The 16,022-nt window shown below is 65.5% G+C and carries 13 protein-coding genes; 7 read left to right on the forward strand and 6 right to left on the reverse strand.

The window, feature by feature from the left end:
- Positions 1-202: 202 nt before the first annotated feature.
- Both L284_RS48440 and L284_RS43840 read right to left on the reverse strand, forming a co-directional pair.
- Positions 203-349 carry a hypothetical protein gene (locus tag L284_RS48440; RefSeq protein WP_021235754.1) on the reverse strand — a complete coding sequence of 49 codons (147 nt, stop codon included), beginning with the start codon at positions 347-349 and terminating at the stop codon, positions 203-205.
- Positions 350-764: 415 nt separating this feature from the next.
- Entirely contained in the window at positions 765-1,253 is a 489-nt protein-coding gene (locus tag L284_RS43840) for a GNAT family N-acetyltransferase (protein WP_021235755.1), read from the reverse strand.
- Between the two features lie 200 nt (positions 1,254-1,453).
- Between L284_RS43840 and acpA the strand changes: the two genes are divergently transcribed.
- Complete coding sequence (gene acpA, locus L284_RS43845) at positions 1,454-3,136, forward strand: acid phosphatase (RefSeq protein WP_021235756.1); 1,683 nt, start codon at positions 1,454-1,456, stop codon at positions 3,134-3,136.
- Between the two features lie 119 nt (positions 3,137-3,255).
- The gene (locus tag L284_RS43850; protein ID WP_021235757.1) at positions 3,256-4,665 is read left to right on the forward strand and encodes a M20/M25/M40 family metallo-hydrolase; all 1,410 of its coding nucleotides are present in this window, start codon (positions 3,256-3,258) and stop codon (positions 4,663-4,665) included.
- Between the two features lie 21 nt (positions 4,666-4,686).
- Here the strand turns inward: L284_RS43850 and L284_RS43855 are convergent, their stop codons facing one another.
- The 4 genes from L284_RS43855 to L284_RS43870 all read right to left on the reverse strand — a co-directional run bounded on the left by L284_RS43855 (position 4,687) and on the right by L284_RS43870 (position 10,784).
- Entirely contained in the window at positions 4,687-5,796 is a 1,110-nt protein-coding gene (locus L284_RS43855) for an acyltransferase family protein (RefSeq protein WP_021235758.1), read from the reverse strand.
- A gap of 114 nt (positions 5,797-5,910) precedes the next feature.
- The gene (locus tag L284_RS43860; RefSeq protein ID WP_021235759.1) at positions 5,911-7,578 is read right to left on the reverse strand and encodes a phytoene desaturase family protein; all 1,668 of its coding nucleotides are present in this window, start codon (positions 7,576-7,578) and stop codon (positions 5,911-5,913) included.
- A gap of 9 nt (positions 7,579-7,587) precedes the next feature.
- A complete protein-coding gene (locus L284_RS43865; protein ID WP_021235760.1) occupies positions 7,588-8,892 on the reverse strand; it encodes an amino acid permease in 1,305 nt (434 codons plus the stop codon).
- 149 nt (positions 8,893-9,041) lie between these two features.
- Entirely contained in the window at positions 9,042-10,784 is a 1,743-nt protein-coding gene (locus tag L284_RS43870; protein WP_021235761.1) for a gamma-glutamyltransferase family protein, read from the reverse strand.
- 172 nt (positions 10,785-10,956) lie between these two features.
- On the opposite strand from L284_RS43870, the gene L284_RS43875 reads away from it, so the two are divergent.
- The 5 genes from L284_RS43875 to L284_RS43895 are packed head-to-tail and all read left to right on the forward strand — an operon-like array spanning position 10,957 to position 16,022.
- On the forward strand, positions 10,957-11,409 hold the full coding sequence (locus L284_RS43875; protein WP_021235762.1) for a MarR family winged helix-turn-helix transcriptional regulator: 453 nt from the start codon (positions 10,957-10,959) through the stop codon (positions 11,407-11,409).
- Positions 11,406-13,469: an FUSC family protein gene (locus L284_RS43880; protein ID WP_021235763.1), complete on the forward strand. Its 2,064-nt coding sequence runs from the start codon at positions 11,406-11,408 to the stop codon at positions 13,467-13,469. The genes L284_RS43875 and L284_RS43880 overlap by 4 nt, the downstream gene beginning before the upstream one ends.
- On the forward strand, positions 13,466-13,681 hold the full coding sequence (locus tag L284_RS43885) for a DUF1656 domain-containing protein (protein ID WP_021235764.1): 216 nt from the start codon (positions 13,466-13,468) through the stop codon (positions 13,679-13,681). Before L284_RS43880 ends, L284_RS43885 begins: the two co-directional genes overlap by 4 nt.
- Complete coding sequence (locus L284_RS43890) at positions 13,678-14,607, forward strand: efflux RND transporter periplasmic adaptor subunit (protein WP_021235765.1); 930 nt, start codon at positions 13,678-13,680, stop codon at positions 14,605-14,607. The genes L284_RS43885 and L284_RS43890 overlap by 4 nt, the downstream gene beginning before the upstream one ends.
- Positions 14,607-16,022, forward strand: a complete 1,416-nt coding sequence (locus L284_RS43895; RefSeq protein ID WP_407635855.1) for an efflux transporter outer membrane subunit — start codon at positions 14,607-14,609, stop codon at positions 16,020-16,022. Before L284_RS43890 ends, L284_RS43895 begins: the two co-directional genes overlap by 1 nt.

Consider the following 16,022-nt stretch of genomic DNA (forward strand, 5'->3'; position numbering starts at 1 on the left):
CCGGTGCCACCAGCGCCTGGCTGCAAGCATATCGCAGCCTCGCCATAAGACGATTTGCGACGTTCTTGGCAGCTGTTATTCCCCCAGTTGGCGAAAAGGCCCATCTGACAGCACCGAATTCTCGAGAACTGGCAGGATAGACAATCTTGGTCGCGAACTGGGAAGCGGTTAACCACAGCGCGGGGTGTCCGTCTTGCGAAGGCTAATCCGCTTTGGAGCGATTTTGCTCCGGTTCGCGATAAGCGCGGAGGGAATCGATCGCCGCCTGAAGGTGGGCGGCAGCGACGAGCGCGCCCAGATCCTCAAGTTCCTGCAGTTTCGATCCTAGTTCGCCGATCAGTTGAGTCATGTTCGCGTCCCTTTTCACCATGTGGTTCTCCGGCAGCCGAGAGTGCTTTTTCCTGGGTTCCGTGTCTCTTGAACCAAGGCTGCGACCCGCACCGGAAGGGGGCGGAGATTTTCGACTGACAATATCTCCGAAAACGATCAATATCGGAGACATAGGGAGGGCAATTACAGATTTTTCATCGCAGCGAAATAGCGGTAATGGCCCTGTCCAGATTGTGAACAGCTTCTGAAAGTTCGTTAATCAGGTCGCGAGTTGAGGAATTTCAGGATTCTGTAATGTTGTTCATCTTGTGGCGTTTACATCACGTATTTTTACTTAGATACCATCTTTGTTGGTTTCGATTTATTCTGGAGCGGACTTTGCCAGGAGGTTCGAGGGCGAATTTTCGTCACGAGCGCATCAAGCCGTGTTCGGCTTAGACGAGCCGCTGGTACATCCGCGCCTCCGGCCCGTAGCCTTTCGCCGGAGCCACCCGGCCGTCGCCCAGCAATCCGAAGCCCTGCTTTTCCCAGAAGCCATGCGCATCGCCCACCGCGATCAGAACCACACAAGTGAGCCCGCAGGCCCGCGCCTCGTCGAGGACGATCCGAACGGCCTCCGCCGCAAGGCCTGATCCCCGCGCAACAGGGCCGAGCGCAAGGTCGTGCAGGAAATAGCAGTCGAACGGCTCTGGCAGGCCGGTCAGCGGCGTGTCGAGCACTGGAGGCCGGTCTTGGCGGCCCGGATGCGAAATGAGGTAGCCTGCGATGTCACCCCGATCGCTTTCGACTACCCGACAGCCGGAAGGATAGAGCCTGAAACAGGCTGCGAACACCTCCGGATTCTCGGCATAATCGACGTGGACCGCTTCCGCCACGTTCCAGACGTGCGGGAGGTCATCGCTGCGCATATTGCGCCAGTGCATGGATCGTCGTCCTTGTGTTGGAAGCTTGCGAAATGTCGCGTTCGGGTTCCGGCCATGTCGGGGAGAAGGGCGGCATGATCAAGGGTGATGACGCGCGCTCTTCTCCCCCGCCCGCGCTCGATGATACAAAATATCCTAAACGGTTGACGCGGTACGGCTGGAAACGCAAACAGCCGCAAATTTTCTCCCAAGGACATGCCATGACCGACTCCGATCTTCCCGAGCCGCAGGCCGACGCCTCCGTGGTGCGCCCGGACCGCCGCGACTTTCTTGGCGGGCTTGCGGCGGCTCTCGGTGCCGCTGCAGTAGCCGGAGCGCCCGGTGAAGCGGCCGCGGCAACAAGGAAGGGTCGGACGAAGAGCAGTGCGCCCGTCAGTGACGCGCGGCTGCGCGAGGCGATCGAGACGGTCGTCGTGATCTTCGCAGAGAATCGCAGCTTCAACAATCTCTTCGCCGATTTTCCCGGTCTCGAGCAGCCTCTGGCGCAAGTTCCTCCCGAGCGCACGCGTCAGCGTGACCGCGACGGCAAAGTCATGGAGCGCCTGCCTAAGATCTGGGAAGGCCTCGTACCCAGCAAGCAGGTGGTCGAGCACACCGAGTACCTGATCGGACCCGACGACCTGGCGCCGCTGCCGAACGCACCCTTCGCGCTCAAGACACCGGAAGGCGATCCGCTGCCACATGGCCTGGTCACACGCGACCTGGTCCACGCGTTCTACCATAACCAGATGCAGATCAACGGCGGCGCCAACGATCAGTTCGTCGCCTGGGGAGACAGCGGCGCGCTGGTCATGGGGCACTACGGCGACATGCGCGCGCAGCTTCGCCTATGGCAGATCGCCCGCGAGTTCACGCTCTGCGACAACTTCTTCATGGGCGCGTTCGGCGGCTCTTTCCTGAACCACCAGTACCTGATCGCCGCGCAGCCGCCGTTCTATCCGGACGCCGACAAGAGCCCGGCCGCCAGGCGCATCGCCAGGGTGGAGGGGAACGACCCCAAGGGCACCCGCCTGGCAGTCGATCCGAAGACGCCCGCCAGCGCGCTCGACGGACCGGCGATATTCGGCCCGAGCACACTCTCGCCGGACTTCTGGGCCGTCAACACGATGCTGCCGCCCTATGCGCCGACCTACGAACTGGATGCCGAGAAGCCCGGCTATGCCAATGCCGCCAGCTCCCACACGCTGGTGCCGCAGCAGCACAAAACCATCGGCGACATGCTTTCGGCCAAGGGCGTGGACTGGGCCTGGTATGCCGGTGGTTGGGATGCGGCGCTGGCGGGGAACATGAACGACGCCTCGTTCCCGTCGCGCCCGAACTTCCAGCCGCATCACCAGCCGTTCAACTACTACGATCGCTTCGCCCCCGGTAAGCCCGACCGCGCCAAGTTTCTGCGAGACGCCGGCGAGGGCAGCACGCCGCGCACCAGCAGGTTCCTGGCCGATGCAGCGGCGGGCAAGCTGCCGGCGGTCAGTTATTACAAGCCGCAGGGCAACCTCAACATGCATGCGGGCTACTCGGACATCGACGCGGGCGATCGCCACATCGCCGCCGTCATCGACGGCCTGCGCGCCAGCCCGCAGTGGGAAAAGATGCTGGTCGTCATCACCTTCGACGAGAATGGCGGCTGGTGGGATCATGTCGCACCCCCGAAAGGCGACCGCTGGGGGCCAGGCACGCGCATTCCGGCCGTGATCGTCTCTCCTCATGCGAAGAAGGGGGCGGTCGATCATACGATCTACGACACCGGCTCGATCGCGCGCTTTCTTACCCGCCGCTTCGGGCTGGAGAAGCTGGCGGGCCTCAAGATGCGTGAGGAAGCGATGGTCGCGGCGGGAGGCGTTGCCCCGGGCGACCTGACGGGCGCGCTCGATCTGGCCTGAGCCGCGCAAAACAGGTGCGCCTGCCTCGTGATTGCGACAAAGTATCGACGCCGGGACCGATTCTCGATCGATCCCGGCCAATCATGAACTTCGGATCGTTTCAGGGGGCCAGAACATCCATGCGGGTCATCGCATCCACCGTCTTCACGCTCGGCGTGACTCTTGCGACATCAGCAGGTGCACAGGCTGCACCCAAAGCCTATCCCCAAGCCGAGAAGCAGGTTCTCGAACTCTCCAAGCAGGCGATCGCGCTGCGCTCGGTCGCAGGGGAGGGCAACCAGACGCAGCAAGTGGCGGAACTCTTCCGCAAGGAACTGCTCGCGAACGGCTGGGACGCCAAGGACATCGAGATCGTTTCCCACAACGACACCGCGTACCTGATTGCAACCTGGCCGGGCAGCGATGCTTCGCTGAAGCCGCTGGTGGTGTCCGCCCATATGGATGTCGTCGAGGCCAGGGCTGCCGACTGGGAGCGCGATCCGTTCACGCCGGTCGTCGAGAACGGCTACCTTTACGGGCGCGGTGCGAGCGACACCAAGTTCGAGGCGGTCCTGGCGATGGAATCGATGATCGAACTGCGCAAGCAGGGCTTCAAGCCCAGGCGTACGCTCGTCATCGCCTATTCCGGCGACGAAGAGACCTCCATGGCGACTTCCAAGCTGATCGCAGAGCGTTTGAAGAACGCCGAACTCGTGCTCAATGTCGATGGCTCGTCCGGCACTCTCTCGGAAAAGACCGGCAAGCCTGCGTTCTGGTCCTGGGGCGGTGCGGAGAAGACTTACGTCGACTATCAGATCGAGGTGACCAATCCCGGCGGCCACAGTTCCGCTCCCCGGACCGAAAATGCGATCGTCCAGCTCTCGGAAGTTCTGGAACGTATCGGCCATTACCACTTCAAGCCCGAGTTGAACGACATCACCCGCGCTTATTGGGTCGAGGCGTCGAAGCTGGAGCCTGATGCCACGCTGGCTGGAGCCATGCGCGCTTTTGCCGCCAATCCCAAAGACGAGGCGGCGCTCAAGGTGCTGCGCGCCAACCCCTCTATGGTGGGTCGTACAGGCACGACCTGCGTTCCGACCATGCTCGCGGGCGGCCATGCCCAGAACGCCCTGCCGCAGCGCGCCACGGCCAATATCAACTGCCGCATCTTCCCGGGTCACACCCGCGAGGAGATCATGGCCGAACTGGAGAAGGTCGCGGCCACGCCCGCCGCCAAGTTCTCCGACGTGACGGGCGATGCGTCGACGATGTCGCCCGCCTCGCCCATGCGCGCGGACTTCGTGGCAGCGATCCGCAAGGCGGTGACGGCGGCCTGGGGCCCGATCCCGATCATTCCCTCGCAGGCCTCGGGTGCGTCGGATTCCATGTGGTACCGTGCGCTCGGCGTGCCGAGCTACAGCGCCAGCGCCTCGATGATGAAGGACTCGGACGAGTTCGCCCACGGCCTGAACGAGCGCCTGCCGCTGCTCAACATTCGGCCGGGGCTTACCTACTACATCAGCCTTTACCAGGACCTTGCCGGGAAGTGATCCCCTGAAGCGGCTGGCGGCTCACGCGGTCGCCAGCCTCTTTCCGGTGCTCTTTCCGCTCAGCCGTCCGCCGCTCAGGATCCGCGCTGGGCCGGGGGCCGCGCGGCTGAGCAGGGTGCCCAGCAGGACCACGGCCAGCAGTACGATCAGGGGCTGGGTCACGAGGTAGACAGGATAGAGCGGCGAGCCGAGCGTTCCGAACAGTCGGCCGAGCAGCGGACCACCCAGCCATATCAGGATCAGGTGCGAGCAGAACAGGAAGAACGCGAAAGGCTCGATCTTGAGCAGCGGGCGCCGCACTATGGTTCCGGCCAGCCCCCAGGAGATGCGCCAATAGGCCAGTGCTGCCGAAATGCGCACGGCAAGGTCGAGCGTCGCCGCGGGAAGGCTGATCGGCGACCAGTCCACAACCAGCGTGAAGTAGAGCTGCACGGCGGTCAGCACGGCGAAAGGCGTCATGGCGGCAAGCAGGGGCCACGCCGCGATCTGGTCAGACAGGTTCTCGCGCCGGGCGATGATGCCGAGCGTGAAGAAGAAGGGGATTGAGGCGCGCATGAACACGGGCGGCCCCCATCCGGCGATCTGACACACGGCCGCTACCAGCGCGATCGCCAGCAGAGTGCGCTTTCCGCAGCGCACGAGCAGCGGCGCCAGCAGCATGCAGAGGAACAGGTCGCGCAGGAACGGCATCTGGACGTTAATGTCGGGATTGCGGCTGGCGATGAAGACTTCCTGGAAGATCCAGTCCAGCGACTGCGGCGTGGGGGCGGCGAGCCGTGTCGCCACCGCCGCGCCGGAGACGAGCAGAATGGCCAGCGCATTCCAGAGCACCATCGGCAGCAGGATCGTCTTGGCCTTGCGCCCGACATGGCTCGCCCAGTCGAACGTGCGGCTCGATCCGGCGACCAGCCAGCCGGAAATCAGTCCCAGCAGGGGCACGGCGCTGCGGCCGAACACGTCCATCAGCACCCAGCGCAAGTTTTCCTGCGGAGTACCGTGGGCAAGCTGGAGGTCGTATCCGGTCAGGCCGGTCCAGGCATGGACGTAGACCACGCCGAGAATGCAGATGACGCGGGCAACCGAAATGGCATCGGACCGGCGCCGCGCATCGATAGTGAGAGTTTCAGGCAAACCGTCTTCCCATTTGTTCGCGACCCGCCGAACTTCCGCTGCTCCCGCATGATCATCCGGGGAAGGGGCCGCTCGTCCTGAGCTTCAACCAACAGGATCGGAACAGGTCTGTCTTTAATCGGCGGAATGAGCCGGGGAAGGGACGAAACGGCGGTAAGGATTTCCAAAGCGCCTGCGGTCCGCAATGACTTCATGCGCGCAGTTGTGCCCAGGCGCGCCTGTCACGCCGCCGCCGGGATGAGTACCAGAACCACACATGTAAAGCCCCTTGACCGGCCCGCGATAGGCGCCGTGCCCCAGCACCGGGCGGGCCGACCACATCTGGTCCAGCGTCAGGTTGCCGTGCATGATGTCGCCGCCGACCAGACCGAACTTGCGCTCCAGTCCCTTCGGACTGAGCACCTGCCTGCCGAGGATCGAGGCGCGGAAGCCGGGGGCATATTCTTCCATGGTATCGATCACGGTGTCCGCCGCCTTGCTTTCCTCGGCGTCCCAGTCACGCGGAGTGCCATCATCCTTGGCAGGCAGTTCCGGCGCGAACTGCTGGCAGAACAGGCTGGCGACATGCTGGCCCTCCGGCGCAAGGCTGTCGTCCACGGCCGAGGGGATCAGCATCTCGACGATCGGTTTCTTCGACCAGCCATGGCTCTTCGCATCCAGGAAAGCGCGGTCCATGTAGTCGAGTGTCGGTGCGATGATGATTCCGGACCGGTGATGCTCGCCCACTCCACCCGGCTGGCTTGTAGGAAGGCACGTGAACCGGGGGAGTTCGGAAAGCGCGACGTTCATGCGGAAAGTGCCGCTGCCCGCCTTGAAGCCGCTCATGCGGCGGCGGAAGTCGGGCGGTAGGTCGCTTTGTCCGATCATTCTGCCGTAGAGCAGCTTCGGCCCGACATTCGCGATCACGCGCAGGGCGGGGATCTCCTTGCCGCTTTCCAAGCGTACGCCCGCGACCTTGCCGCCATCGACGAGTACCCGATCGACCGGGCTTTCGAGGCTGATCTCCACGCCCAGCGCGCGGCAAACCTCACCCATGATGCGCGTGATCGTACCCATGCCGCCGATCACGTGCCCCCAAGCGCCTTTCTTGCCGTTCACCTCGCCGAAGACATGGTGCAGCAGGACATAGGCGCTGCCCGGCGTATCCGGCGAAGCGTAGTTGCCGACCACGGCGTCGAAACCGAAGGCGGCTTTCACCGCTTCGCTCTCGAACCAGCCGTCCAGCAGCGAGCGGGCGGACTTGGTGAAGAGGTCGAGCACGTCGCGCTGAGCCTCGATGGGGAGGCCTGCAAGCCTGCGCCCCTGGAACGCCGCATCGATCAGTCCGCGCCAGCCTTCGCCGGCGTTGGGCGGGCACTTCAGGGCAAGATCGCGCAGCACGTCCGCAACCGTCTCCAGCGCGTCGTAGTAGGCCGGCAGCGCCTCGGCATCGTGCTTGGAGAAGCGGCGGAACTCCGCCTGCGTGCGCTCCAGCCCCCCGCCCAGCTTCAGGTAGCCGCCGTCTTCCTGCGGCAGCATGTTCGAGATCGGCCGTTCGATCACACGGTAGCCATGGTCGGCCAGCCGCATGTCGGCGATGACCTTCGGCTGGAGCAGGCTGACGGTATAGCTGGCGACCGAATTGCGAAAGCCGGGGTGGAACTCTTCCGTCACGGCAGCGCCGCCGATCACGTCGCGGCGTTCCAGAATGCGGACCTTCAGCCCCGCCCGGGCGAGATAGAACGCGCAGACGAGACCGTTGTGGCCGCCGCCGATGATCAAGGCATCGTACCGGATAGTCATGCGGCGGGTCTAATCCACGTCGCTGCGCCGAAGCCAGAGCCATATCGGCAGGCCCAGCACCATCAGGACGAAGCTCAGTCCGCTGGCGCCGATGCCGGCGCCCCACAGCGTCCAGAGCGCGTAAAGCGTTCCGACCAGCGCCGGCACCCGCGCGACGCCCAGCTTTAGCGCCGCCAGAGCGCAGGCGAGGTAAAGCCAGAGCGTTGCCGAAGTGGAAAGCAGCAGCAGGTACTCGAACAGCGCCTGCATCGTCCGGCTGGCGTTCATCGCCGCGAACAGGCTGGCGACCACGGCGGAGATCAGCAGCGCGCGCCGGGCGGTGCCGCGCGCATCGGTCTCGGCGAACCAGGCGGGCAGCAGGCGGCGCGCGGCCATGTCGCGCACCATCTCCGCTTCCAGCAATGTCCAGCCGTTCAGGGCGCCGATGCAACTGATGACGGCGAAGATCGCGACCAGGGTGGCGACGTCTCCGTCGAGGAACCGGGAGACGAACGTGGCGAAGGGCGCTGCCGAGTGGGCGGCCTGGTCTCTCGGCAGCAGCAGTGCGATGGCCGAACAGACCATGAGGTAGAGCACGCCTGTCAGGGCGGTGCCCCAGAGCGTCGCGCGTGCCACATTGACTTCCGGTCTGCGGACGCGCGCCGCTGCGACGCTTGCGGACTCGAAGCCGAGCAGCGCCCAGAGGGTGAGAGTGGCCGCCCCGTTGACGGCACCGGCATTCACTTCCGTAGCGTCGAAGCGGGGAAGAGAGGCCTGTCCGCTCGAGACGACGTAGACGGCCAGGAAGATCACGACCAGCAAGGGGATCACCTTCAGCCCTAGCGTCACGATCTGGAACCCGCCTGCGGCTCGGGTTCCTCGCAGGTTGATGAGCGTCATCAGCCAGAGTAGCGCAATGGCGGCGAGTGCCGGAACGTAGGCTCCGCGCCCCAGGAACGGCATCATGCTCGACAGGTAGCTGACGGCCGCCACTGCGATCGTCACGACCGAGGTCCAGAGCGAGACGAGGTAGATCCAGCTTATGAAGAAGCCCGCGCGCCGTCCGAACGCTTCGGTTACGAAACCGGCGGGGCCGCCAGCGGAAGGACGGGCATGGGTCAGCCGGCTCAGGACGAAAGCGAGGACGAGGGCGCCGCTGATCGTCGCCAGCCAGCCGATCACCCCGTTCCAGCCGAACGGCGCCAGACTGGCGGGCAGCAGAAAGACGCCCGAGCCGATCATGTTCCCCATGACCAGCGCAACCGCCGCCATGAGCCCGAGGCTGCCGGCCGATGTCCTAAGGCGCGGATCGCTGCTGTCCCGGTCGCCTGCCATATGTCGTTTCTCTTGCTGAAGCAGCGCGATCGAAACGGCTGCGCGTGAATCGGGGGGCGGTGAAGGCGGCGGCCCCTAAGGCAAGATCATGCGCCGATCAACAAGGCAAGGGTCAACGAGGCGAGACGATCGGGATCGGAACCTTCCGATCAGAACCCGCGCGCTACGCCCTCTCTCCGGGGATCGGCACCGCCGACGTAGCCCTTCGGCGTGGCGATGACGGCCTGCAGGCCGGACTCCTCTCCCTTGGAGGTGGACAGCGGCATGTTCCGCGCTGCCAGGGCTTCCAAGATCGGCTGCGGAAACGCGTCCGCGCTGTAGGTGTCTCCCTTGGCGACGAGGTTGGGCAGCGAGACGGCTTCCTGCGGCGTCATCTTCCAGTCCAGCAGGGCCACCAGCACCTTCAGGTTGTAGGCCTGGATCGCCGAGCCGCCCGGCGATCCCGCCGCCGCCACGAACTTGCGCTGCGGCGTCAGGACGATGGCGGGCGCCATGCTCGAGCGGGGGCGCTTACCGGGGGCAGGGGCGTTGGCGGCCTTCGCGCCGTCGGGATCGGTGGGGCTGAACGAGAAATCGGTGAGCTGGTTGTTGAGGAAGAACCCGCCGACCATTCGTCCGGAACCGAAAATGCTCTCGACCGTGGTGGTCATGGAAACGACGTTGCCTGCGGCGTCGACGATGACGATGTGGCTGGTGCCGCCCGGCTCCTGAGTCGTATCGGGTCCGACCTTCGGCGCGCCGTCGGGCAGGCCGAAGGTCACCGGGCCGGCGCGTTCGCCGATCTCTGCCGCCCGGCGCTGGAGGTAGGCCGTGGCGAGCAGTCCGTTCAGCGGAACCTGTACGAAGGCGGGATCGCCGACGTAGCGGTCGCGATCGGCATAGGCCAGGCGGCTCGCCTGCGCGAACTGGAACCAGGCCTTCTCGTCGGACGCGTCACGCTTGGCGATGTCGGTATGTTCGAGCACGCCCAGCGCGATCTGCAATCCGGGGCCGCCCGAGGGCGCCTGCGGTGTGCAGACCAGATAGACGCGGTAGGGACGGCAAAGCGCAGGGCCGGAATGGGGGCGGTAGTTCGCCAGGTCCGCCAGCGTGATCGTGCCGGGCCGGGAGTCCTGATGCACCCTGTCGACGATCTTTTGGGCGAGCGGCCCGGTGAGAAGGCCGGAGGCGCCGTAGCGGGCTATGCGGTCCAGCGACTGCGCATAGTCCGCGTTCCTGAGCCGGTCGCCAGCGACGTATGGCGTACCGTCGGCCTTGGTGAAGTAGCGCTTCGCGTCCGGTGCCGAGGCTTGGGGGGCCTTGCTGGCGATCATCCCGGCCAAACGCGGGCTGACGGTGAAGCCGTCAGTCGCCAGGGAGCGAGCCTCATCGAACAGGCCGGACCAGGGTAGCTTGCCGTGATCGCGATGCGCCATGTCGAGCATCGCTACCGCTCCGGGCACGCCCGTGGAGATACCGCCGAGCACCGCCTCGACGAACGGCAGGCGATTGCCGTCCTTGTCGAGGAACAGCCGATCGCTGGCTCCGGCAGGTGCGACTTCGCGGCCGTCGTAGGCCGTCGCCTGGCGGGTCTTGGCATCGTAATAGACCATGAAGGCCCCGCCGCCGAGACCGGAGCTTTGCGGCTCGACAAGGCCGAGCACGGCCTGGATCGCCACGGCCGCATCCACGGCGGAGCCTCCTGCCTTGAGGATGTCGGTGCCGGCTTTGACTGCGAGCGGATTGGCGGCGGCGACCATGGCATGGGGCGCCGTCGCCGATTGCGCCCGCTTTTGCGGTTGTGCGCTTGCCGGCCGCTCCAGCAGAGCGGTGGGCTGGGCCAAGGCGGGTGAGCCGGCCGCAAGCACGAGAGCCGGCAGGCCGAAAGCCAGGATCGATCGGCGCAAGGTCATTCTCCGGGACACGATAGGCATTTGCAGTGACTTAGCGGGTCGATCCCGGCGGCGCCACCCTCGCAGGAACGCGGCGAATGGATCGCTAGGTTGCAATAACCTCAACGCCGATCACATAATATCCACGTCAAACCAGCTTGCGCGGAATAGTTAGCCGTCTAATTACCGCCTCATGCAAGATCGACAATCGAGCGAGAAGGCTCTGGCTGCAAGGCTGGGGCCGGTTTCGCGTTCATGGCAACAACTGGCCGATTCGGCACTGTCGTCCCTGGGGGTATCGAACTCCTCGGGCTGGGCGCTTGTCCATCTGCTGCGTCTCGGCCGTGCGGTGCGGCAGGGCGACCTTGCGCGTGCCATCAACGTGACCGAGCCTTCATTGGTGCGGACCCTGCACTTGCTCGAAGACGCCGGGCTGCTCGAGCGCGTGGCCGATGACAACGATCGCCGGGCCAAGCACTTGCGGCTGACCGAGGAAGGCCTCGTCGCTGCCAAGCGCATCGATAAGCGATTGATCGAGTTGCGTGCGAGCCTCCTCGATGGCATTTCAACCGAAGATGTCGAGACTGTCGTGCGGGTGCTGGATCGCATCTCCGCGCGCATTGCGGAAAGCGCCGCCCGGCAATGACGAAGCGTTTCGGAATGGACGCCGCGCTGTTCTCCGTGAAGGCCTACCTGGCCTCGATGCTGGCTATCTACATATCGCTCTCCATCGGCCTGGAGCGTCCTTACTGGGCGTTCCTGACCTCGTACATTGTGGCGCAGCCACTAGCCGGCGCGGTGGTATCGAAAGCGATGTTCCGCGTAGTCGGCACTTTCGTCGGGGCAGGCATGGCCGTGATCCTGGTGCCCAACCTCGTTCAGGCGCCTGAATTGCTGGTCATCGGAACGGGGGCGTGGCTGGCTCTCTGTGTCTTTGTGTCGCTGCTGGACCGTACGCCGCGATCCTACGCCTTCGTGCTTGCGGGCTACACGGCGGTGCTCATCGTGCTGCCGAGCGTGGACGTGCCCGAGACGATCTTCACCGTCGCCAGCCTGCGCGTGCAGGAGATCACGATCGGTATCGTCTGCAGCAGCTTCGTTCATGCACTGGTGTTTCCGAGATCCGTCTCCGCATTCATGCTGCAACGCGTCTCTACCATCCTGGACGACGCGGAGCGCTGGTCGCGAGACTCGCTGCACGCCGAACCGGACGCGACGATCGACAAGGAGCGCCAGCGCCTTGCCCTCGACGTCACCGAACTTCACCAACTGTCCATCCATCTCCCTTACGAGACCACGCGGATAGCGCCGCGCATCCGCACGGTGCGGGCCTTGCAGGATCAACTCTCGCTCATCATGCCGCTGGGCGCCGCCGTGACCGATCGGATTGCGCAGCTCGATGCCGCGAAGGCCATTCCTGCCGATGTGGAGAAACTGCTGGCGGATGCACGCGACTGGTTCGGGCAGTTGAACGCGTTGTCGCTTGCGGAGCGTGAAGAGGCCGCCGTGGCCTTGCAGCGGCGTAGCCGTGCACTCGAACCTGAAGTTGGGCCGGACGCCTCCTGGAACGAGTTGATCCTGCTCAGCCTCCTGTCGCGGCTTTCAGCGCTGATTGGGGCCCATCGCGACTGCCGGATCCTGGCGGAACAGCTGGCTACGCCAAGCACCAGGCCCGTCAGCCCGCGTGCGGCGGAACTGGTGGAAGGACGGCGAGGGCGGGAGCTTCATGTCGATGTCGGCGGAGCCACCCGCGGCGCCATCGGTGCATTCCTCACCATCGTCATCGGCTGCGCGCTGTGGATCGGCAGCGGCTGGCACGAGGGTGCCACTGCCGTCATGCTCGCCGGCGTCTTCACTGCCCTGTTCGCTGCCGCTCCGGATCCGCTGGCGCCCTTGCGCACGTTCTTCACCGGCACGTTCATAGCGACCCTGATCGGGCTGCTCTACGGGTTCGTACTCTTGCCGCGGCTCGACGGTTTCGTCGAATATGCCCTGGCAATGGCGCCGATGCTGCTCATGTTGGGGGCGCTCATGCAGTCACCGCGCTGGGCCGGGATCGCTTTGCCGATGCTGCTGGGGCTGGGATCGCCCGTCCTCGTTTCGGACCAATACGTCGGCGGCTTCGCCAGCTTCGTGAACGGCGCCTTCGCGCAGCTCGTCGGCATTCTCTATGCGATCGTGGTCATTCGCCTGCTGAACTCGACCGGCACGCGCGCCGCGATCCGGCGCACCGTCCGGGCCGGCTGGGCGGATATCGCCGAGCGCGCCAACCTGATGAGCGCGCCCAACGTGCGCGCCTGGATCAACCGCATGCTGGACCGGATCGCGCTTCTGGCGCCGCGCCTCGCCATGGCCGGCCGTTCGCCCGGCGCGCCGCTCTATGACGCCCTGCGCGACCTGCGCACCGGCGTCGCGATCGGTGAACTTCGTGAACTGCGCCTCGACATGCCGCCCTCCAAGCGCGGGCCGCTTACCGAAGTTCTCCAGAAAGTCGGCGAATACTACCGCGCTCTCGATCCCGACAAGCCCGCGCCCGCAGATCCCATCCTGCTCGAGGATATCGACATTGCCATGACCGCCGTCCTGAACGACGAAGACCCGCAACTCAGCCGGGCAGGGGCGCTGGGGCTGGTTAGCCTGCGCCGCAATCTCTTCCCAGCCTCCGCCCCCAAGCCGAGCGCAGCTTCGATGGAGGCACCCGCATGAGAGGGGAAGTTTCCATCGACGGGGTCTTCCTGCCCACTCTGCTCGTCCTCGCGATCATCGCTTCGGCCATCACCCTGGTGCTGATGCGCATCGCCAACGTCACCGGTTTCTACCGCCTCTTCGCCTATCGGGCGATGGTGGACCTGTGTCTCTACATCCTCGTGCTCGGGCTTCTCGTCTGGGCCTCCCCCATGATCGGTTTCCGCCAATGAAGCGCTTTCTTGCCCGCGTCGCTCCCAGTCTTGCCACCACTGTCCTCGTCATCCTCGCCGCCGCCATCGCGATCTGGCTCTGGCGCCATTACGAGGACAGCCCGTGGACACGCGACGGCCGCGTGCGCGCCGATGTCGTGCGCGTGACGCCGGATATCGGGGGGCTCGTCACGTCGGTCGAGGTCAGGGACAACCAGACGGTCAAGGCGGGCGACCTGCTCTTTGTGATCGACCGTCCGCGCTATTCGCTGGCAGTCGAACAGGCGCGGGCCGCCGTGACCAGCGCCCAGGCGCGGCTGGGTCAGGCGCAGCGCGAGGCGAAGCGCGATCTCGCGCTGGGCGACCTGGTGGCGACCGAAACCCATGAGCAGAACGTGGCCGCCGTCGCGACGGCGCGTGCGGCTCTCGACCAGGCGATGAGCGCGCTCGACAAGGCCAAGCTCGATCTCGCCCGTACCAACGTCCACGCCTCGGTCAACGGCACCGTCACCAACCTCGACCTGCACCCGGGCGACTATGTGGCGCCGGGCACGCAGGCGATGGCTTTGATCGATAGCGATTCCGTTCGTGTCGAAGGCTATTTCGAGGAAACCAAGCTCGGCAATATCCATGTCGGATCGCCGGTGACGGTCGTGTTGATGGGCGAGGACCGCCCGCTGAAGGGCGTGGTCGAAAGCATAGCCGCCGGCATCAACGACACCACCCGCAGCGATTCTCGCAACCTCCTGCCGAGCGTGGACGCGACCTTCACCTGGGTCCGCCTCGCCCAGCGCATTCCGGTCCGCGTTCGCCTGACGCAGGTGCCCAAGGATGTGAACCTCATCTCCGGCCGCACCGCCACCGTGACGATCGAACAGCCCGGCCAGGGCAAGCCGGCTAAGCCGGCGCAAATCCAGCCGGCGCCTTCGATGGAGGCCGCGCAGTGATCCGCTACACCGCTTCTCTCGTCGCGCTGGCACTTCTGGCCGGTTGCGCCACGGCCGGGCCGGACTACGCACCGCCGGAAAACGCGGTGGCAACAACGCCTGCCGCGAACGGTGCGTTCGTGTCCGGGCAGGGGCCGGAGTTCTCTCAAGCGGATCTGCCCGACCGCTGGTGGCGGCTCTACGACGATCCGCAACTCGACAGCCTCGTCGAACAGGCTCTGGCAGCGAACGCCAACATCCGCGCCGCTGATGCGAACTTGCGCAGGGCCGATGCGATCGTGCGGGAGACTGCCGGGCAGAGGGCGCTCAATACCACAGTCGGAGCCGATGCCGATCTGGAGCGCGACTATTCGCCCGTGTCGGCCGGAACCAACCTGCCCGGCGTGCTGACATACGATCTCGGCCTGACGCTTTCCTACCCGCTCGATCTCAACGGCAAGATCAGGCGGGCTATCGAGAGCAGCCTGGCGGACCGTGAAGCGGTGGAAGCGGCGCGCGACGCGGTGCGGATCAGCGTAGCCGCCTCGGCCGCCAAAGCCTACGCCGATGTCTGCGCGGCGAACTACCAGATCGCGACGGTGCAAAAGGTCGTCAACCTGCAACAGCAGACCCTGGAAGCGACGGGGCGCCTGCAGCGGGGCGGTCGCGGCACCGCGTTCGATGTCAGCCGCGCCCGCAGCGCCGTCGAGAGCAGCCGGGCGAACTTGCCGGCGTTCCAGGCCAAGCGCCAGGCGGCGCTCTACCTGCTCGCGACCCTGCTGGGCAGGGCGCCCGCCGATTACCCGAGGGAAGTGGAGAACTGTGCGGCTCTGCCCCGCCTGTCTCAGCCGATGCCGATCGGAGACGGCGCCGCGCTGATCCGCCGTCGCCCCGACATCCGCCAGGCCGAACGCACGATCGCCGGCAGCACGGCGCTTATCGGTGTCGCCACGGCAGACCTCTACCCGACGGTGAGCATCGGCGGCGGCATCATCAACAGCGGCAAGCTGGAGAACATCGGCAAGTCGAACAGCTTCGGGTTCAGTCTCGGACCGCTGCTGAGCTGGTCGTTCCCCAACCGGCCGATCGTTCGCGCGCGGATCGAGGCGGCCAATGCCCAGGTCGAGGCGGATATCGCCCGGTTCGACCAGACCGTGCTCGATGCCTTGCGCGGCACCGAAACGGCCTTGGAAACTTATGCGCGCGACACCGACCGCGCCACCGCGCTCAGCCGCGCCAGCGACAGCGCGGCCCTCTCGGCGCAGCAGGCCGGGAAACTGTTCCGCTTCGGTCGCAGCGACTTCCTCAATCTGCTGAGCGCGCAAGGTGCTCTGGCGACGGCGCAAGTCAACCGTGCCGCGGCCGAGGCGGCGCTGGTGGACGATCAAATCGCGGTGTTCCTCGCGCTGGGCGGTGGCTGGCAGAGCGCCGAGTAA

The organism is Novosphingobium lindaniclasticum LE124, from assembly GCF_000445125.1.
Lineage (GTDB): Bacteria > Pseudomonadota > Alphaproteobacteria > Sphingomonadales > Sphingomonadaceae > Novosphingobium > Novosphingobium lindaniclasticum.